This window comes from Lactobacillus sp. (assembly GCF_014803895.1).
Genome location: NZ_JAAVAU010000032.1, coordinates 31,446 through 51,200 on the forward strand (window position 1 = coordinate 31,446; position 19,755 = coordinate 51,200).

The 19,755-nt window shown below is 33.2% G+C and carries 24 protein-coding genes and 1 other annotated feature; of the genes, 3 read left to right on the forward strand and 21 right to left on the reverse strand.

Annotated elements, in window-relative coordinates:
* The gene (gene helD, locus HDR40_RS09175; protein WP_290628427.1) at window positions 1-2,298 is read right to left on the reverse strand and encodes an RNA polymerase recycling motor HelD; all 2,298 of its coding nucleotides are present in this window, start codon (window positions 2,296-2,298) and stop codon (window positions 1-3) included.
* A 169-nt stretch (window positions 2,299-2,467) separates the two neighbouring features.
* Between helD and HDR40_RS09180 the strand changes: the two genes are divergently transcribed.
* On the forward strand, window positions 2,468-3,148 hold the full coding sequence (locus HDR40_RS09180) for a matrixin family metalloprotease (RefSeq protein ID WP_290628429.1): 681 nt from the start codon (window positions 2,468-2,470) through the stop codon (window positions 3,146-3,148).
* A 29-nt stretch (window positions 3,149-3,177) separates the two neighbouring features.
* Here the strand turns inward: HDR40_RS09180 and HDR40_RS09185 are convergent, their stop codons facing one another.
* The 6 genes from HDR40_RS09185 to HDR40_RS09210 all read right to left on the reverse strand — a co-directional run bounded on the left by HDR40_RS09185 (window position 3,178) and on the right by HDR40_RS09210 (window position 6,369).
* Window positions 3,178-3,402 carry a hypothetical protein gene (locus tag HDR40_RS09185; protein WP_290628430.1) on the reverse strand — a complete coding sequence of 75 codons (225 nt, stop codon included), beginning with the start codon at window positions 3,400-3,402 and terminating at the stop codon, window positions 3,178-3,180.
* The gene (locus HDR40_RS09190) at window positions 3,402-3,614 is read right to left on the reverse strand and encodes a hypothetical protein (RefSeq protein WP_290628431.1); all 213 of its coding nucleotides are present in this window, start codon (window positions 3,612-3,614) and stop codon (window positions 3,402-3,404) included. The genes HDR40_RS09185 and HDR40_RS09190 overlap by 1 nt, the downstream gene beginning before the upstream one ends.
* Before the next feature lie 42 nt (window positions 3,615-3,656).
* Window positions 3,657-4,466 (reverse strand): amino acid ABC transporter substrate-binding protein, encoded by an 810-nt coding sequence (locus HDR40_RS09195; protein ID WP_290628433.1) that lies wholly within the window; start codon window positions 4,464-4,466, stop codon window positions 3,657-3,659.
* Window positions 4,467-4,468: 2 nt separating this feature from the next.
* Window positions 4,469-5,098 (reverse strand): amino acid ABC transporter ATP-binding protein, encoded by a 630-nt coding sequence (locus HDR40_RS09200; protein WP_290628435.1) that lies wholly within the window; start codon window positions 5,096-5,098, stop codon window positions 4,469-4,471.
* Window positions 5,099-5,110: 12 nt separating this feature from the next.
* Window positions 5,111-5,758: an amino acid ABC transporter permease gene (locus tag HDR40_RS09205; RefSeq protein WP_290628438.1), complete on the reverse strand. Its 648-nt coding sequence runs from the start codon at window positions 5,756-5,758 to the stop codon at window positions 5,111-5,113.
* Between the two features lie 170 nt (window positions 5,759-5,928).
* Window positions 5,929-6,159: a binding site (T-box leader), on the reverse strand.
* Between the two features lie 42 nt (window positions 6,160-6,201).
* Window positions 6,202-6,369, reverse strand: coding sequence for a hypothetical protein (locus HDR40_RS09210; protein WP_290628440.1), 168 nt, complete (start codon window positions 6,367-6,369; stop codon window positions 6,202-6,204).
* Window positions 6,370-6,519: 150 nt separating this feature from the next.
* Between HDR40_RS09210 and HDR40_RS09215 the strand changes: the two genes are divergently transcribed.
* On the forward strand, window positions 6,520-7,221 hold the full coding sequence (locus HDR40_RS09215; protein WP_290628511.1) for an N-acetylmannosamine-6-phosphate 2-epimerase: 702 nt from the start codon (window positions 6,520-6,522) through the stop codon (window positions 7,219-7,221).
* Between the two features lie 22 nt (window positions 7,222-7,243).
* Here HDR40_RS09215 and HDR40_RS09220 read toward each other — a convergent pair whose 3' ends face one another.
* Window positions 7,244-8,008, reverse strand: coding sequence for an exodeoxyribonuclease III (locus HDR40_RS09220; protein ID WP_290628442.1), 765 nt, complete (start codon window positions 8,006-8,008; stop codon window positions 7,244-7,246).
* Between the two features lie 188 nt (window positions 8,009-8,196).
* Here HDR40_RS09220 and HDR40_RS09225 point away from each other — a divergent pair, with 188 nt between their 5' ends.
* A complete protein-coding gene (locus HDR40_RS09225; protein WP_290628444.1) occupies window positions 8,197-8,754 on the forward strand; it encodes a cation-transporting P-type ATPase in 558 nt (185 codons plus the stop codon).
* 33 nt (window positions 8,755-8,787) lie between these two features.
* Here HDR40_RS09225 and HDR40_RS09230 read toward each other — a convergent pair whose 3' ends face one another.
* The 13 genes from HDR40_RS09230 to HDR40_RS09290 form a co-directional block, all read right to left on the reverse strand.
* Window positions 8,788-10,239 (reverse strand): flippase, encoded by a 1,452-nt coding sequence (locus HDR40_RS09230; RefSeq protein WP_290628446.1) that lies wholly within the window; start codon window positions 10,237-10,239, stop codon window positions 8,788-8,790.
* A 117-nt stretch (window positions 10,240-10,356) separates the two neighbouring features.
* Window positions 10,357-10,929 (reverse strand): hypothetical protein, encoded by a 573-nt coding sequence (locus HDR40_RS09235; RefSeq protein ID WP_290628447.1) that lies wholly within the window; start codon window positions 10,927-10,929, stop codon window positions 10,357-10,359.
* Between the two features lie 101 nt (window positions 10,930-11,030).
* A complete protein-coding gene (locus tag HDR40_RS09240; protein WP_290628449.1) occupies window positions 11,031-11,504 on the reverse strand; it encodes an SLAP domain-containing protein in 474 nt (157 codons plus the stop codon).
* Window positions 11,505-11,846: 342 nt separating this feature from the next.
* A complete protein-coding gene (gene rfbD, locus HDR40_RS09245; protein WP_290628451.1) occupies window positions 11,847-12,833 on the reverse strand; it encodes a dTDP-4-dehydrorhamnose reductase in 987 nt (328 codons plus the stop codon).
* Window positions 12,834-12,849: 16 nt separating this feature from the next.
* Window positions 12,850-13,458, reverse strand: coding sequence for a dTDP-4-dehydrorhamnose 3,5-epimerase (gene rfbC, locus HDR40_RS09250; protein ID WP_290628452.1), 609 nt, complete (start codon window positions 13,456-13,458; stop codon window positions 12,850-12,852).
* Window positions 13,459-13,483: 25 nt separating this feature from the next.
* Entirely contained in the window at window positions 13,484-14,368 is an 885-nt protein-coding gene (gene rfbA / locus HDR40_RS09255) for a glucose-1-phosphate thymidylyltransferase RfbA (RefSeq protein ID WP_290628453.1), read from the reverse strand.
* A 4-nt stretch (window positions 14,369-14,372) separates the two neighbouring features.
* Window positions 14,373-15,410 (reverse strand): dTDP-glucose 4,6-dehydratase, encoded by a 1,038-nt coding sequence (gene rfbB / locus HDR40_RS09260; RefSeq protein ID WP_290628455.1) that lies wholly within the window; start codon window positions 15,408-15,410, stop codon window positions 14,373-14,375.
* An 82-nt stretch (window positions 15,411-15,492) separates the two neighbouring features.
* A complete protein-coding gene (locus tag HDR40_RS09265; RefSeq protein ID WP_290628457.1) occupies window positions 15,493-16,668 on the reverse strand; it encodes a methyltransferase domain-containing protein in 1,176 nt (391 codons plus the stop codon).
* 99 nt (window positions 16,669-16,767) lie between these two features.
* Entirely contained in the window at window positions 16,768-17,169 is a 402-nt protein-coding gene (locus HDR40_RS09270) for a protein-export chaperone SecB (RefSeq protein ID WP_290628459.1), read from the reverse strand.
* A complete protein-coding gene (locus HDR40_RS09275) occupies window positions 17,166-17,414 on the reverse strand; it encodes a hypothetical protein (protein ID WP_290628461.1) in 249 nt (82 codons plus the stop codon). The genes HDR40_RS09270 and HDR40_RS09275 overlap by 4 nt, the downstream gene beginning before the upstream one ends.
* Complete coding sequence (locus HDR40_RS09280; RefSeq protein WP_290628463.1) at window positions 17,404-17,985, reverse strand: hypothetical protein; 582 nt, start codon at window positions 17,983-17,985, stop codon at window positions 17,404-17,406. Before HDR40_RS09280 ends, HDR40_RS09275 begins: the two co-directional genes overlap by 11 nt.
* Before the next feature lie 106 nt (window positions 17,986-18,091).
* Window positions 18,092-18,832: a type II toxin-antitoxin system RelB/DinJ family antitoxin gene (locus HDR40_RS09285; RefSeq protein WP_290628465.1), complete on the reverse strand. Its 741-nt coding sequence runs from the start codon at window positions 18,830-18,832 to the stop codon at window positions 18,092-18,094.
* 194 nt (window positions 18,833-19,026) lie between these two features.
* Window positions 19,027-19,626, reverse strand: a complete 600-nt coding sequence (locus HDR40_RS09290; protein WP_290628467.1) for a hypothetical protein — start codon at window positions 19,624-19,626, stop codon at window positions 19,027-19,029.
* Between the last annotated feature and the right edge of the window lie 129 nt (window positions 19,627-19,755).

Here is a 19,755-nt window from a genome sequence, read left to right on the forward strand (position 1 = left end):
TTATTTATTCATATATGTTTTTTCATTAAGATCGTCTAGCAAGTTACTCTTTTCGCCAGTATAAATTAAATCTAATTTATACATTGCACGGGATGCAATCGTATAAAGTAGCTGAGTTTCATCTTCATAATGATAATTATGATTAGATACTTCCCAAGCTACAACAGCATCAAATTCTAGGCCCTTGGCTAAATATGATGGCATTATCAGTGTTCCAGGAATAAGACGCTGATTTGCACTACCAATTAAAGTGGATTTGATTTTTCTTTCTTTAAGAACTTTTGCAACTTCTTGAGCTTCAGCTAAAGTTTTAGTAATAATTGCTGTAGTTAAATTTTGCTTATCATTTTCTACCAAAATATCTTCTAAAGCACGATAAGCTTTTTCAAGATTATCACGTTTATAAAAAGTAGGCATGGGACCATGGCGATCAAATGCTTCAATCTTTTCACCTTGGCGCAAAATTTGTTTAGTAAATTCGGTTATCTCCTTTGTAGACCGATACGACCTAGTTAATTGGACAACATCTGTCTTTTTAGGATCAAATAACTTAGAGATTTGTCCTAATAAAGTCTTACTCTCATCTTTAGTAAAAATAGCTTGATTTAAATCTCCTAACATTGTGAACTTAGCACGGGGGAAATTATACTTCAAATAAGCTAGCTGAAATGGTGTATAATCCTGGATTTCATCAATAAAAGCATAGCGCATTTCATAATCTGTTCGACGGCCAGTTACTAAGTCATACAGATACAGATAAGCAGAAATATCTGCCATTTTAATCTTACGATCAAGAAAACGTTGTTTGACACGTTCTACATGTTCGTCCCATTGCTCTTGGCTAATATCCCATTTAGAAAGATCAATCAATTTAGGAACAGCACGTAAGAATGCCAAATATTGTCCTCTAATATTCAAGAAACGATTTTGGCGAATCTTACGGCTAACGCTCTTTAAGTGTTTGATAACAATTTTTCTTGCTAAAAAATGCTCTTCTTTAGCACTTGATTCAAATTCTTGGTCAGGATGATCATATAATTTGTTAAGTTCCTCTTGATCAAGTGATTCAATTGTTTTGCTTACCCAAGCCTTCTTAGTTTCAGGTTCAACTCGATGATTTAAGCTATTTAGTAATGCTTCTTTAGTAGCTTCAATTCGATTTCTCAAATGATAATTTTCATTAAAACTATAGTAAATATCCTTAATTTTTTCTTTACTATAGAATGGTTTATCCTTGCTTCTAAAGTAAATATTTTTAAACAGCATCCCCTTCTTTTCCAAGTGCTTAGCATAACGCGTTACAGCATTGAAGAAAGACAATGAATCCTTTAGTCTGATAATTTTTTTATCTTCACGATCATCTTCAAATTGTTCAAAGAGTGTCTCAACATTCATTCCTGGTACACGACGAGATACAAACTGCCAATAAGTCATTTGTACCATGTTTTGTTCACCCATTTCAGGCAGAACATTTTTGACATAATCATTGAATAATTGATTAGGGCTAAACATAATCACTTGGCTAGAATTTAAATTACCACGATAGCGATATAACAGATAAGCCACTCTCTGCATAATAGCACTTGTCTTACCGGAACCAGCAGCACCTTGAACAAATAATAGATCAGCATCAGTATTTCTAATAATCTTATTTTGTTCTCGTTGAATAGTAGTCACAATTGACTTCATTTGCGTCGATGATTTTTCATTTAAGACATTCAAGAGCATTTGGTCACCAATTTGTTCGTTCGTATCAAACATATTAATGATCTTGCCGTTCTCAATTAAAAATTGACGTTTTTTAGTCATATCTACAGTTTGCTCACCATCAGGAGCATTATATGTTACCTTACCTAGTTTTCCATCATAATAAATAGATGAGATAGGTGCTCGCCAATCGTAAATCAAAAAATGATCGTCACTATCTGCAAAAGAGCCTAAACCAATATAAATTGTTTCTGGCTTATCTTCACCCTGTTCTTTGAAATCTACCCGGGCAAAATATGGCTTCTTTTCTAAGCGTTGTAAAGTTGATAGTTGCTTAGTATCATGTTGCCAAGCATTCTGTCGTTCTTGCAACATTTGTTGCTGTTGATGAATAGAAAGAGCAGTGTCCATTGAAGTAGAATAGCCATCATAATCCAACTTTACATCATCAAAAAAGTGAGCATTTATATTTTGAGCTTCATTTTGAGCACTATCAATTGACTTATCAAGAGCTTTTTCTTTCTTTTTAATAAGTCCCATAATTTTATCTAAATGTTTTTGTTCTAATTGTTCTTGAGATTCTTTAACCAAATTTATCACCTTACTTCGGTTTTACTAAAAATTATTGCATACAATTGTATCATATTGTAAGCGTTTTTTAAAATTCATAAGATTTAGTATAGATAGAGCAGAATCCAACTAAAGACATGCTTAGCGGTTTATAATTTACTTTAATCAAAATAGAAAATGAGATGATGACGTGAAAAGATTCCTTCGCAATATTATCATCCTGGCACTAATTGCTTTTGGATTAAATATTGCCTATCAAAAATCAGGTTCCTGGTTAGAAAAGTATTTTGGCACTGAAAATCCCATTCCTTATCTAACCATGCAAGTTCAAAGTCTAATCAAAAATAAAAAAATTATCCAAGTAGATCAAGAAGCAACTACTAAAAATAAAAGTTCCCATCGTTTTTCTAAACCTAGGGCTAACGTTTATGTGGCTATCACAGACGAAAAATTGCGCCAAGCTGCCATTGATGCAATGAATGTTTGGAATAATACAGGAGCCTTCACATTCAAGATGGTAGATTCCTCAAAAAATGCTCAAATTATTATTAAGACTATGAATGATAGTTCCACCGATGCCGCGGGATTGACCAGTACTTCATATAATTCTGTCACGGGTTACTTATTGAAAGCAACTGTCCGTTTAAATGAATACTACTTACTTAATCCCGAATATGGCTATAACAATGAGAGAATCGTTAATACTGCAGAACATGAGTTAGGACACGCAATTGGTTTAGAACATAACCACGGTATCTCTGTTATGTATCCACAGGGCTCTTACTACACTATCCAGCCCCGTGACGTGGAAGCTGTCCAAAAACTATATAAAGAAAAAAGCAGCACTTCTTCACAAAAAGATGCTGCTTAACCCAAGCAATGAGCTTAGCTCATTGCTTTTTACTTTTGCTTAATTTTGACATAGTTTTTATAACTAATCCTATAAATCTGCCAACCACTAATAATTGCAATAATTGCCCAACCAGCGGCAATTATTGCATCTTTAGTCCAACTAACCTTAGTTTGGTAATGTGCAACACTTAAGTTAACATATAGCCCCGCTAATAACGCACAAATACCAGCAACAATTAACCAACTGACAAGAGCTTTTTCTTTGCCACCCATTATTTATCTTCTCCTTGATTGATTCGCCAAATATGCATACTACTATAGGCAACTTCCCATAAAACAATCCCAATAACCAATAAGTCATACCACCATTGTTTATGATTAACAATATCATTAACCGTATTAATCACATAGTATCCAGCAATTCCCGCAAATAAAATAAAGATACTAATGAAGCTAACAAGAGTTGTTTTTATTCTTTTATCCATCTTTTCTTCCTACATCTAAACTAATTTCCAATTCTTATTCTACTATTCCACATTAGTCTTCCCAAACCATTTTTTATTAATTCTTGCTAGTTCACCATTTTTCTTTAACTTAACAAAAGCCTCATTAATTTTCTTTCTTAAAGTTTTATCGCCCTTTCTCATTCCAACAACAAAATAATCTGCGGGAACTTTATTATTTTGAATTATGCGATAAGCAGAGCTGTTCTTTTGCTTAGGAATATAGTAATTAGCATAAACTTCATCTAACAAGATTCCCTGAATCCGACCCGCATTTAGGTCCAAAAATTCATTTGGAATCGTATCATATAAAACCGTGGACTTAGCTTTTAAAATCTTTTGATTACTTTCATACCAAGTCTCTGCTGTTGATCCTGTCTGCAAGCCTAATTCTTTATTCTTCATCCCTGCAAAATTCTTAATCCCGCTACTTTTCTTTACCACTAATACTTGGCGATTTTTTAAATAAGGGTTAGAGAACGCCACTTTCTTAGCACGTTCAGGAGTTTCACTATACCCATTCCAAATTAAATCAATTGTTCCATTTCTTAACTCTGTTTCCTTCATTGACCAATCAATTGTTTGAAAATCTACTTTAATACCATATAATTTAAAAACTGCTTTAGCCAAATCAATGTCATAACCTACTAATTTACCCGACTTTGTCTCAAATCCCATTGGGACAAATGAATCATCTAGTCCAATTACAACCGTCTTTTTCTTTTCAATTTGGGACCAAGTATCTTGAGTATTAGCTTTTTTTTGCAAATTTTGACAACCACTACTGGTAAGGAAAATCGCCAATAACAATATAAGTGCACTTAATTTCTTCATAATTATGCCTCGCTTAACGGCTCAACACGTAGTACCTGATCTGAAACTTTTTTAGCAAAATCCATGTCGTGAGTAATGATAAATTGAGTATATCCAGCCTTTTTTAAATCCAAAATCATTTGAGTAACTTGATTACGCGTACTTGGATCTAGAGCAGAAGTTGGCTCATCATAACATAAAATTTCTGGCTTCATTGCCAATGCCCGAGCAATTGCAACACGCTGCTTTTGACCACCAGAAAGTTGAAATGGATACTGATTTTCTCTTCCAATCATATCCAAATCTGCTAATAATTTACGGGCGTTTTTTTCAGCTTCATCTTTAGTCTGCTTTAATACCATCTTCGGTGCTAAAGTAATATTTTCTAAAACACTAAGATTAGGAAATAAGTTATAATCCTGGAAAACTACCCCGATCTTTTGCTCAACTGTAGGATCATATTCTTTACCATCTAATATTAATTGACCTTTATCTTTAGTCTCTAAACCTGCAACAATTCGTAAAAGCGTCGTCTTACCAGCACCTGATGGCCCTACAACAGTTAAAATTTCTCCATCATGTAACTTAAAATTAATATCATCTAAAATTTTTCTACCATTAAAACTTTTACCTAAATTTTTTGCTTCTAACATTTGCTGTACCGCCTATCTATAGTAAGAAAAATGCTCTTCAATCTTTTTCAAAATAATCGTACAAATTCCAATCAATGCTAAATAAATAATTGCGACTAAAATTAATGGTACTAAAGTTACATCCCTCGACATTGCCACATTTCCTGCACGAAGCAAGTCACCAAGTCCAATTACATATACCAATGATGAATCTTTAAATAAGTTGATCACTTCATTACCAATGGACGGTAAAACAATTTTTATTACCTGGGGAATAATGATTTTTCTTAAAGTTTGAAAATGTGTTAATTGCAATACTTTAGCTGCTTCATACTGACCTGGATCAATTGCTTGGATACCACCGCGAAAAATTTCTGCAAAATAGGCTGCATAATTCAACACAAAAGCCAGTAAAGCTGCCTCAAAGCGTGGGAAAGTAATTCCCAAAATTGGAAAACCATAAAACACAAAAATTAATTGTAGGAGTAAGGGAGTACCTCGCATCACCCAAACATAAAATGATAAAAATTTAGAAATAATCTTTAACTTAGAAGTTAAACCTAGCCCTACAATAATTCCCAAGGGAAGAGAAAAAATTATAGTTTCAAAAAATATTCTCAAAGTCATTAATAGTCCACTCAGTAGTGAAGGAAGAATTTCTCCAATATAATTTAATGACATTACATTACCTGCTTTCTTACTAAATAAAAAGTCCCCTTAGACAACAGCCTAAGAGGACGAATAATCGTGGTTCCACCCCAAATTCACAACCTACTCACATAAGTTGCCTCAACAAGTTTAATTAAATTACCGCATTTTATAAAAAAGAAAAACCCTCCTAGACCAAAGTCTAAGAGGGCGAATAATCGCGGTTCCACCTCAAATTCACAACCTACTCACATAGGTTGCCTCAATAAGTTTAATTAAACCTTTGAGCTGTAACGTGCTCATCACGATTTTCCCTACTTGATTCAAGAAAATAACTCACAGATGTGTGTTCACATAATCATTTCACTCTGTTTCCACCATCCAGAGCTCTCTATGGAAAATAACTAGTTACTTGGTCTGTTCAAAGTCTCTTTTTATTTGTTTTTAATATTAAAGGATGAAGCCTAAAGTGTCAATTATTTTTTATTCTTCCTTTGCCGCTGAAAATACGGTATCCAAAAAGTAATAATGTAACCTATTGCCAGCCCTACAAAAGTCCATACCATAATATTCTTTATGATTAACCCAACAATTAGACCAATCAAAGTACACATCCCTACTGTGAAAGAATTTTGCTTTTTCATTATCTTCCCCCTTACAAAAATAGTTAGATTATTTAATATCTTTATCCAATTATTTATTACGTAGAGTAAACATAAACGATTGCATTAATTCAAATAAGTCCCTAATATATTACTTAAGGAAAGCTTCAAATATATTTTGGAGAAAACATGATGAAAAAACAAGAATTTATTAATCATATCCACAATGGTCTAATTGTCTCATGCCAAGCTTTACCTGGTGAACCACTTTATACATCTAAAGGTGGCGTGATGCCTCTCATGGCTAAAGCAGCTCAAGAAGCTGGTGCTGTTGGCATTCGAGCTAATACAGTACGTGACATTGAACAAATTAAAGAAGTTGTTGATTTGCCAATAATTGGAATTATCAAACGCAATTATCCTCCTCAACAGCCTTATATTACACCAACGATGAAAGAAGTTGATGAACTTGTTTCCACAGGTGTTGCAGTTATTGCTATTGACGCCACACTACGTCCACGTAACGATGGAAAAACTGTCACAGAATTTATTAAAGAAATAAAAACTAAATATCCAGACCAATTATTAATGGCAGACTGCTCAAACTTTGCAGAAGCTAAAAATGCTTACGCTGCAGGAGCTGACTTTGTAGGAACAACTCTTTCAGGCTACACTGAAGAAAGTTCAAAATCAGATCTTCCCGATTTTGAACTAATTAAATCATTAGTTGATGCCAATATAGATGTAATTGCTGAAGGTAAAATCCATACTCCCGCACAGCTCCAGCAGGTCATTAATCTTCATCCCACCGGTATTGTAGTTGGTGGAGCCATTACCCGCCCCCGCCAAATTGCAGAAACATTTACTCAAGTTTTTAAGCATCAAAAAAAGTGACCTAACCGTCACTTTTTTCTTTTTATTCAGGTTTAATATCTGCTACAAGTTCAATCGGTGCATGATCAGAACCCATAACATCAGTTAAAATTTCTGACTTTTCAATTTTATTTTCAAGGCTATTAGAAACCAAGAAGTAGTCTAATCTCCAGCCAATATTCTTGGCGCGTTCATCCCCACGACTGCTCCAGTAAGTATAAGCTCCAGTTTCTTGAGGATGTAATTCTCTGAATGTATCAATGAAACCAGCGTTCAACAATTCAGAAAATTCTTTTCTTTCATCTCCAGTAACTCCAGCATGATGTTTATTCTTCTCTGGTTCAGCTAAGTCAATATCTTGGCGAGCTACACTCATATCACCACCAATAATTACTGGTTTATTGTTAGCCAACTTAGTGACATAGTTTCTAAATGCTTGAGCCCACATTACTCTAAAGTCCAAGCGTTGTAACTGTTCACCAGAAAATGGTGCATAAGTATTGATATAATAGAAGTTGGGAAATTCTAAAGTAATGGTTCTTCCTTCACGGTCAAATTCAGGAACACCAATACCATTAGCAACTGTCATCGGCTTAACTTTAGTAAAAACGCCAGCACCATCATAACTGTGTTCTTGAGAATAGTTCCAGTATTGATAGTATCCTGGTAAATCAATTGTTACCTCATTAGGAGACAGTCTAACATCTTGCATCCCAAAAATATCAGGATCCATGGCCTTAAAACTATCTAAAAAACCATGACGTAAGCATGAACGAAAACCATTTACATTCCAAGAAATAAACTTCATTTTCTTTACTTCTTTCTAAAAAATAAAAATTATAATTTATACTCTTATTATACAAATCTAACTGATAATCGTTAAACAATTTGAATTAATTATTCATATAACACAAATAATTGACTACGGTTTCAATCTTCTGTATCCTATTGTTAACTATAAACTTTTATATTTTGGAAAGGAGTGGTATATCCATAATGGATACTCACAAACGCCCTCCGGCCTACACTCAAGATAGTGCCGGAATTTTACAAAATTTACGTACAAGTAGTAACGGTCTAACTACCCAGGAAGCTCAGCGACGCTTAGCTTTAAATGGACCTAATGAATTAGCAGTTTCTACTAAAGCTAAAAACTTTGTTAACCGCCTTTTTGGTCGTCGTGTAAATAATACGATTGCAATGATTAAGGTAACACGCGATGGTAAGACTAAAAAAATTCCAGCTGACCAATTAGTCATCGGTGATTTAGTTCATTTACATAAAGGTGACATTGTTCCAGCTGAAATTCGTTTAATGAAAACGAAGAATTTAGTCATTCAAAATGACAACTTCATTAAAAGGGATGCAATCAAAAAAGATGCAGATGCCATTCTTCCTGCAAACAGTTCTATCGATGAACAGATTAATATGGCATATAGCTCTGCTATTGTTAAAAAAGGTAGTGGTACTGGTATCGTTACTGCCACTAGTCTAGACGAAGAAGCGGCATCAGTTAGTAATCCCGCCGAAGACTACAACATTTCAATAATTTAGAATCAAACAAGGAGAGTCAATTGACTCTCCTTTTTAATTTTTCTTCAAATAGCGATTTATATAAGACCAAGCAACTTCATTGCCTAATACTAACAAGATTACTCCGTAAATAATTACTGACAAAATTACTGAGAATAAAGTATTAACTATTAAATGTGGGAAAAAGTGTCTAATAATAAAGCAAGTTTCCCAAATTCCAAAACTACCAATGATTGCATCAAGTAAATTTTTTCCTACTTCTTTAGAAATAAAAATTTTGCCAACAATATCTTTAGCGTAATAAAAATTAACTACCAATAAACTAAATTCAGCAATTACCGTTGCCAAAGCAGCTGCATTTTCTGACCAAAGTGGAATTAAAAGCAAGTTTAAAATAATATTCAAAATAGCACTAATAGACATACTTATTAACATATATTTTTCTTTTTTAGCTGGTAATAATACACAATAGGTAATAATCCAGGCTAGAATAGAAAATAAATATGCACAGCTTAAAATTTGTAATGAACTTTGTGCTTGGAGATATTGTGCGCCTGATAAAATTAAAACGACGTTCCGACTCATCATAAATAAACCAACCATCGCAGGTAAAGTAACCAGTACTAAAGTATTAGTTACTTTAGACAACACAATACGATAAGATTGAAATTTTTTCTTACCAAAAAGCATCGAAAGACGTGGGACAGTGACAATTAATACTGAAGAAATCAATGATTTAACCATTGTATAAACTTTGGCGGACACACTATAAATACCAACAGTATAATTATTTTTCATTAAGCCTAATAAGGTAACATCAGAATTAACATAAATTAAGTTGGCCACATTCGAAGCAAAAATAATCATGATTGGTCCAATATGTCTCTTCCAATTAATATGACGCGTAAGATGAATTCGACAAATTTTCTTAGCGGCAAAATAGTTAATAATATTAGAACCAGCTGTTGCAAAAACTGTGATGGCAGCATAATTTAAATAGTCATTTCTATTTTTAACAAAAACAAAAAGCAATACTATTGAAATAGCATTAAAGATAATACTTCTAATGGTAATAAAAGTATATTGTTCATATATTGTATAGAGCCACTCTGTCCCCATCGTTACAAAGAACATCTGCAAACTAAAAACCAAAATACAGGTGATATAAGCATGTAAATTAGAAAAGAAGATTAGGGTGAATACTAACAGCACATAAGCAATCAAAGTAGAGATAATATTAATAGTAAAAACTTCACTACCAAATTTACTCATCTTTTCAGGATCATCACGATATTTGGCACCTTCACGCACTGCATATGCCGTAACACCTAATTCTGCAATTAATAAGAAATAACTATTAATTGATTGAGAAAAATTATAAATACCTATCCCACGAACTTGTAAAACGCGCGAAACATATGGAAAAGTAATCAACGGAAAGAGTAAATTTAAAATACTTCTTATCCCATTCAAAAAAGCATTAATGCTCATTGATTTTTGCTTCAATAACGGCACCACCTAAAATAAACAATAATCTTTATTTTATGTTATTCATACTTAGCTGTACAGTAAGAAAAATTAAAAAGATATTCCCCAAGAAATATCTTTTATAACGATAATTTATTACCTATCTACCACTGAAACCGAAATATTTTTATCTACAACTATATTATCCAAAATCATCACATACTCTTTCTTCGCTGCTTTATTACTGATGACGGCTTGATAAATATCAGCTAAAGATTTTGTAGTTAATTGTTTGTGACTATCACCTATTGTAATTTTAGAATTAGCGGCTGGTTTAGTAGTCGAAATAGCAAAAATAGCTCGTTTCTTCATTACGTAGAGGGGATGATCTTTAACAGAACGAGCCTCATAATCATCAAATTGATAAATTTTATATTTTTCAACGCGTAATTTTTGAGAATTGGCGGTTTGATAAATAAATTTCCAATCCTTATTAGTAGAATAATTCTGATGAGCATATACGATAACTAAAGCAGAAACATCCTTCATTGTTAAAGAGTTTACACTTTTAATACTGCTACTTTCATTAGACTGACTTAAACTAGTTTGATGCACCCCAATAACGATTCCACCTATTGCTAAAACTGCCGCTAATAAAACAATTGTGATTGTAAAGAGCTTATTTTTCCTTCTTTTTTTATCATATTTTTCAAGACGGCTTCGCACCATTTTATCACCCACTTTATATATTATTTTGCTGAATCATATAAAAAATACAATAACAAAATAATTAATTTTCCACAAAAAAAGTGCGCCTTAGCGCACTCATTTTAAAATTTATCTCCAACCACACTAACTTGACTAGCTTTTACCCAATAGTGATTACCAAGTTGGTATAATTGCTTACCAGTTTTTTGACTAATCTTAACTTTAATAACTTTATAGATTTTATTATTAGTTAAAGTTAATTTTTTATCTCCTTTAATAGCAACAACATTACTATTATTTTTAGGCATTACCTTGAACAAATATTCCTTATCCCAAGCCTTAGAATCTCCTGCTAAAACATAAGCATTTTTACCTATACGATAAGCTTTTTGACCATTAATTAATCTAAAGCCAGTATATTTTACACTCTTAATATTTTTAGTATTTTTAATAAAATTTCCTTCAGTGTCATAAGTCTTAACGCTTTGTTGAACTTTGACTCTCTTAGGAGCTGCACTAACAACATTAGTATTCAAAGTTGCTGCTAAGCCAGTAAATAAACCAGCTGCTGCAAAAATTTTTACAAACTTTTTCATAATATTCTCCTCTATCCACAACATCTAACTTTATTCTATTATAATTAGACACCAAACAACAGATGTAATTAATGAAAATTGATAATCTAGATAAATCACTAATAATACGTCCTGCCAAAAGAACTCTATCTGGATTATAAGTATTAAATCAATGGTTTTAAATTTTTTCACAAAAAAACACCTCTATTACAAACAGAAGTGTTTTTCCGCAACGGCCTCACTTAGAGTCCACCGCCACTTTTCATCCCTCTATTTTACAATTAAAATATCTAAAGTCAATTTTTAATTTTTATTCCTATAACAAACTAAAAACGAGGATTCAAATAAATCCTCGTTTTTTAATTACTTATTTAGGTCATCAAAGAAACCTTGCTTCTTCAAAATTTCTAAATAACGACTAATAGCATCTGGCCAAGTTGGAAGTGGTTTAAAACCATTTTTCTCAAGCTTACTCTTGTCCAATCTTGAATTGAATGGACGAACTGCCTTAGATAAACCATATTCTTCAGTCGTTACAGGCATTACCTTAGTGTCATAACCGGCTTGACGATAAATTTCCTTAGTGAAATCATACCAAGAAATATAACCAGTCTTGGTACCATTAACATCATGGTTACCTTCACTAGTAGGTAATTCAGCATTAGTTGCGTGGTAGTAACCATACTTGTCACTTTCAATCATATCAACAAGCAAACGTGCTAAGTCAAAGGTATAAGTTGGCGTACCAATTTGGTCATCAACAACCTTAACTTCATCGTGATTAGAACCTACCTTAAGCATAGTCTTGATAAAGTTAGAACCATTTACACCAAATACCCAAGCAATACGTACAATGAAGTACTTATCAAGAGTATTAGCAACAGCTTCTTCACCGCCAAGCTTAGTTTCACCATAGACATTCATTGGCTTGTAGCCTTTGAAATCAGGTTCCCATGGAGTAGTACCTTGACCATCAAAAACATAGTCAGTTGAAATATACACCATTGGTACATCAAGCTTTTTAGCAACATTGGCAATATTTTGCGTACCACCAACGTTCACATTTTTAACTGCTTCAACTTTATCGTCGTCTTCTGCCATATCAACAGCAGTCCAAGCAGCACAGTGAATAATTACATCAGGATTTACTTCAGTAATTACCTTATCAACTGCATCAGCATCGGTAATATCCAAACTTACATAAGGTGCTGTAGTTACATAACTACCATCTGCTACGCCAGCATATTCAGGTGCAATATCAGAACCAACACCTTCATACCCACGTTTAGCAAGTTCATTCATGACGTCATGACCAAGTTGACCATTAACTCCAGTTACAAAAACTTTCATTAATCTACCTCACTAATTAAAACTTAAAGGTATCCTTTAAGCCTTTCCATTCTTGATCACGTTCAAGAATGTTCAACTTAGTACCGTCTTCTAAGCTGTAGCCTTCAGCAGAGCCATCACCTGGGTATTCGCCTTTAACATGTGGCCATTCAATACCAATTTCAGGGTCATTCCAAACCAAACCACCTTCATCGTTTGGGTGCCAGAAGTCGTCTACCTTGTAAGCAAATTCAGCAAAATCACTTAATACCAAGTAGCCATGTGCAAAACCACGAGGAATCAAGAATTGCTTCTTATTTTCTTCAGTTAATTCAACACCGTACCACTTACCATAAGTCTTAGAACCAGTTCTAAGGTCAACAGCAACATCGAATACGCTACCGCGAACAGCACGAACTAACTTGATTTGTGGGTAGTGCTTTTGGAAGTGAAGGCCACGAAGTACACCCTTAGTAGAACTTGATTGATTGTCTTGAACAAAGTTAATGCTAAAACCGGCATCCATCATGTCTCTTTGATTAAAAGTTTCCATGAAGTAACCACGATCATCACCATGAACAGTTGGGGTAATAACGGCTAAGCCTTCAATGCCACCAACATTTTTTTCAACTTTAATTTGACCCATTTTTAATCTTCTTTCTTATTAAAAATTAATAACGCAACTTACCTTCACCAACAGATTTCAAATGTTGACCATAAGGACTTTTACCATAACTAGCAGCAGCCTCAAGTAACTTATCCTTACTAATCCATCCATGAACATAAGCAATTTCTTCTGGAGCAGAAATTGAAACACTTTCACGTTCTTCAATCATTTTAACGAAATTACCAGCATCAACCAAGCTTTCCATTGTACCAGTATCAAGCCAAGCATAGCCTCGACCTAATAATTGCACTCTAAGGTTATCTTCTTGTAAATACATATCGTTTAAGCTAGTAATTTCAACTTCACCACGTGCACTTGGCTTAACTTGAGCAGCTTTAGCACTTACACCTGCTGGATAGAAGTAAAGTCCAGTAACGGCATAATTACTCTTAGGATTTGCAGGTTTTTCTTCAATAGAAATAGCTTTGCCATCTTTATCAAAATCAACTACCCCAAAACGTTCTGGATCATTGACATAGTAACCAAAAACAGTAGCCTTACCATCTTGAGCATCTTGGCTAGCTTGAGCAAGTAACTTAGTGAAACCATTACCATAGAAAATGTTATCGCCCAAAATCATAGCACAAGGTTCACCATTGATGAATTCTTCACCTAAAGTAAATGCTTGAGCCAAGCCATCTGGACTAGGTTGAACCATGTAGCTCAACTTGATACCAAATTGTGAACCATCACCTAATAATTCCTTAAAACGTGGTGTATCAGCTGGAGTAGAAATCACCAAGATGTCCTTAATACCAGCTAACATCAAAGTAGACAATGGATAATAAATCATTGGCTTATCATAAACAGGCAATAATTGCTTGCTAGTTACCAAAGTTAATGGATATAGGCGTGTACCTGAACCGCCCGCTAAAATAATTCCCTTCATTATGTTAGCCCTTGTTTAACACTTTCTTGTTACCGTACATTTCTTCATAGTAGTTTTGGTAATCACCAGAAATGATGTTTTCCCACCATTCCTTGTTGTCCAAGTACCATTGAATAGTCTTCTTGATACCATCTTTGAACATAGTTTCTGGAAGCCAACCTAATTCGTTGTGGATCTTTTCAGGATCAATAGCGTAACGACGGTCATGACCTTGGCGGTCAGTAACGTGTTCAATTAATGAGTAAGGCTTATCCAAGTAGTCACAAATCAACTTAACGATGTCAATATTGTGCATTTCATTGTGACCACCAATGTTGTAAACTTCACCTGGTTTACCCTTTTCAAGAATTAAATCAATAGCCTTGCAGTGGTCTTCAACATAAAGCCAGTCACGTACGTTTTTACCATCACCATAAACTGGTAACTTTTCATCCTTCAAAGCTCGTTGAATCATCAAAGGAATGAGCTTTTCTGGGAATTGGTAAGGACCATAGTTGTTAGAGCAACGTGAAATAGTTACAGGTAAACCATAAGTTCTACCATAAGCACCAACTAACAAGTCAGCACTAGCCTTACTTGATGAGTATGGGCTAGAAGTATGAAGTGGGGTGTCTTCGTGGAAGAATAAATCTGGGCGATCAAGTGGTAAATCACCATAAACTTCATCAGTAGATACTTGGTGGAAACGCTTAATACCGTACTTACGGCAAGCATCCATCAAAACAGAAGTACCAATGATGTTAGTTTCTAAGAAAATTTCAGGATTTTCAATAGAGCGGTCAACGTGACTTTCAGCAGCAAAGTTAACTACAACGTCAGGCTTTTCTTCTTCAAATAACTTGTAAACACCTTCGCGGTCACAAATATCAAGCTTAACAAATTTGAAGTTAGGCTTGTCCATTACGTCCTTCAAAGTTGATAAGTTACCCGCATAAGTTAATTTATCTAAACAAATAATTTCATAATCTTGATGCTTCTTCATCATATAGAAAATGAAGTTTGAGCCAATAAATCCGGCACCACCAGTAACAATAACTTTCATATGAATCCTCCGACTAAAAAACTTGTATTCATATGAAGTATATAACATTACGTTACGTCACCTTCAAGAGAAAATAATAAATTTAAGCTTTTTGTCCCATAAAATAGCCCGCATCTTTGGTAATGTAAAAGCCAGGTTCAACTTTTCGATCCACATATTGTTTAAAATCCTGATAATGATCCAACAAAATCGAATTCTGATTACCATGGCAAGACAAAATATAGGAAATAATTGGCATTGACTCAGAGATTTCAATCCCATCATGATACTTATGGCAAGAAACATTAGTGAAATACGGTTTTAAAATCTCTCCCCCATTCTCTAAGCCAAAACGCTCATATAAATTTGTTGAAGAGAGGACAATCTTAGAATTATAATTTTGTACTAAATCTGTAATCTCATGCATATGCCGAGCCGAATAAGTACTGCAAGTAAAAAATCCATCTTTCTTCAACACACGCTGTATTTCACGTAGAGTCTCAGGAATGTCGTCACAATAAAAGAGCATATGATTAGCAATCACTAGATCAAAAGTATTATCCGCAAACGGAATCTTTTGCGCATCAAAAACCGCATACTGGAACTGCGAATGATCACCAATCTCCTTCTTGGCATCGGCAAGTATTCCCTCGGAAATATCAGATACCACCACGGTCACATTATTTGGAACCTTGTCGATACTCTGCGACCATAGGGCACCATTTCCAGCACCTAATTCAAGAATCTTCATCCCCGGCTTAAAATTAATCTTACTAAATAGCCATGGGAACCAACCTTGCTTATTCACCGAATAATCACGATGAAGACGAATCCGGGCAGAAATATTCGTCGCACTCTTATATTGGGTACTCAAAGATTGATTCATCGCTGTCAGATGAATCAGATTTAACATCTTGCTCCAGTCTACTTCTTGATTTTTTTCTAAAGCTTGACTAGTAGAATCAATTGCTGTAACTACATTCTCCATCTCTTTCAATCGCTCTTCTGCAAGGCGCTTTTGGATTTGAAGCGTATCAAGCAAATATTGAGTATCCCCCGAACCAATAGTTAATTCTTTGATTTCACTTAAAGAAAAACCAAGATATTTCAATAAGAGAATCTGCTGCAACTTCGCAAAATCATGGTCAGTATAACGCCGTGCCCCACCTACGCTATATGCAGTCGGCTTCAGTAAGTTCTTTTGATCATAATAGCGAATCGTCCTAATTGATACGTGAGCTTTTTCGGCGAATTCGCTACTTGTGTAGTATTTTGGCATTATTAGAGGCTCCTTTCATAATTAGTATAACGTAAATAAAAAAGCCTTGGAATTTAATCCAAAGCTTTAATTTAGAACCTATTTCTACCGCATCTAAAACTAGTTATTTTTTCCATATAAAAGCTGAGATATATTAACTGTTGGTAAAATAATAGGTTGCATAATATTACTAGTTGCGGTTAATGTGGTTACTACTTGTCGTAAATATGGAAATAATATTGCTACTGCATTAGTCTTTAAATATTTTTCAAATCCAGTATTTGTTTTATCTTCTTCAGAGTTAAATATGAACTGCCCAACAATTATTACATCTAACTTGATGGGTGCTTCTGGCGCTACATGATATTCTAATTGAACGTTAGCTTTATTTCCTTGAATATCAGTCTTAGTACGAAAACTCTGCTTTATTCTTTGTTTTTCGATATTATCTTGATTTAACAATTCTTTTTGTTCAAAAACCATTTCTTTTACAGAATATCCCACAAAATTTATAACTGTCATGCTATTAACTCTCCATCAGACTCACTTAAAATAAAATTATTTTCTTTTACGTTTAAATCGTATGTTTTATATTCGTCATTAACTATATTTTTTGCAAAATAAAAATTAGTATTATGAGAATAAGAAAATTCAGATTCATTATCAGCAGGCATGTTATTAATATTTTCTAAAATTGCATCTATGTCTAACTCTTCCATAAAATCTTGAACATCTTTTTCAGTAAAATTAATATCATTAAGATTCATCTGAATTCTCCTTTCTTACAATTTTAAAGTTGCTTTTTGAAACCAGTTTAGTATCTCTAATAGTTACCTCTATCGCATTCGGACCTATAGAATACCTTATTCCTGGAAGAAATGTCTCTTCCCATCTCTTTACTCCCAAGATTTTAAATTTATACTTTCTTTGTAAAAATAAGATAAATAATTCAATCATAATTCCAGCATAAGTATTTACCTTTTTGGTCTTTCTAATTTGATTATAAATCATTTCACCATGCTTAGTATTATTTTGAATACTACAAAATTTATTAAACAAATTATTCATTTTATCTTGTGTTAAATCCAATAAGGAATTATCTGGAAATTCAACATTAATTTCAAATACAGTAGGATTAACAGAATCATATTTTTTAGCAAAATCATATGCTAACTGATAGTTATTCTCAAAAGTATATAGTCCATATCCTAAAGAACCTATTGTCTTATTTTGATACTTTCGATTGCGTTCAACTTCAACAATACTAGGTATCTCAATATTAAAGCCTTCTTTTTTTATACTATCAGCGTTACTTTTAGTAGTTCCATGATATAACATGAAATATCACCTTTACATAGGGGCAAATTATATTTTTATAAATAATTTTATCAGAATTACTTTTTAAAGACCATTAAACAAATAAAGATACAGATATTTGCTTAATCTATAATTTTATCACGTTAAGTTGACCATCCCACTTTTCTTTCGGTAAAACCGGAGCCTTTATTATATTTAAACTTTCCATTGCTTTTTCCAACGCTAACTGCGAATCTCTACTCTCTGCATGCCACATTCCCGCATTAACAAAGCCTAAATACTGAATTCCTAAATCTTTTAGATATGGGATTATATATTTTTTAAACAAATTGATTCTCGTCTCACTTGTTGCATCTTCAGTATAAATAAAATATTCATCCATCACTGCTATTCTTCTCTTAGATGGTATATTTAATCTATTAATCATTCCATTAACTACTGAATATACATCTCCTGAATAACTATCAGCAGCATCACCTACATCAACTATTTCTTTACCATTAATTGTACATAACATTACCTCGGCCAAGGTCTCATAGATTTCTTCATCTTCATAAGGATTACCTTTAAGCAAAACATTTTCTAAATACATTCCGGACTCAAAATCATCCCATTGTGATTTACTACTTTCTATATGAATAAAGGTATTGTTTAATTGTTCATCAGTAATAGGTAACATATGCTCTTTAACCGATTGAAGTAAATCATCAGGTTCTGGCTTTTTAACTTCAAAAGGAAATCCATTATTATTTAAAGATGCTTGAAGGAACATCTTAATTGCTTCATTAGTAGTTGTTCCTAAGTCATTAAATAGTTTGTCTGCTTTCTCTTTCATTTTATTGGTTACGCGCACTTGAATATTTTTCATATATACTATACATCTCCTCCAATTTATTATATCATCGTCATGCATATTAATTAAATCTTTAATTAATATGCATGTAATGTGGTTGATTATTTAAAGAAATATCAAAAAAGCTTTGGAATTTAATCCAAAGCTCAAGTTTAGAGATACTTCTCTTGCTTCTAAATAATCTTCTCATCCAATATGTACATAAAAAATTAATTTTTATATTTTTCCCATGTCTTAACTAATGCAGCACTTTGATCACTATCAAGTCCCGGATCCATCCAGAAAACATTATTAGCTGTAATTGCAAAGTATCTTGGACCTTCATTCCCTGTAATATAAATATTATTATCTGTATCTTGATTCTTTATCATTTGAGTCCAACCATTTCCAAAATCAAAAGTAGAAACATCTCTTAAAGTAGACTTCTTCAAATTCTTATGGTTATCAGGAATTTTTATGTCGAGATTCTTAATCTTCTCATCCAGATATTCATGCTCCCATTCTTTATCAACCACTTGATTAAAAGCCTTTTTAAATTTAGATAATTCTTCTTCATTATCAGCACATACCAAAACTATTTGACGTAGCCATTTAATTTTAGTAATTAGTACTCCATTTACATTTTCACCTTTAACATCACTTTTTGTAAAAAATTCCCAGCATTTATCTCCATATTGATTTTCACAATCAGCCACAGCTTTTACCATCAGTTCAATGTCTGAATAAAACTGAGGGAATTGATCAGTATCTTTTTTATTTGAGTAATTTTTAATTTCTACATCAGCAGATGTCACAACTTTTATTTTCATCTTATAGCCTTTCAATGAATTATTAAATATACGATTATAGTTTTTAGTTTAATTTATCTATTCCTTTCACTTTACCATACACTAAGAAAAAATCCTGAAATTAAATAAAAATACCAAACTTAACAGCTT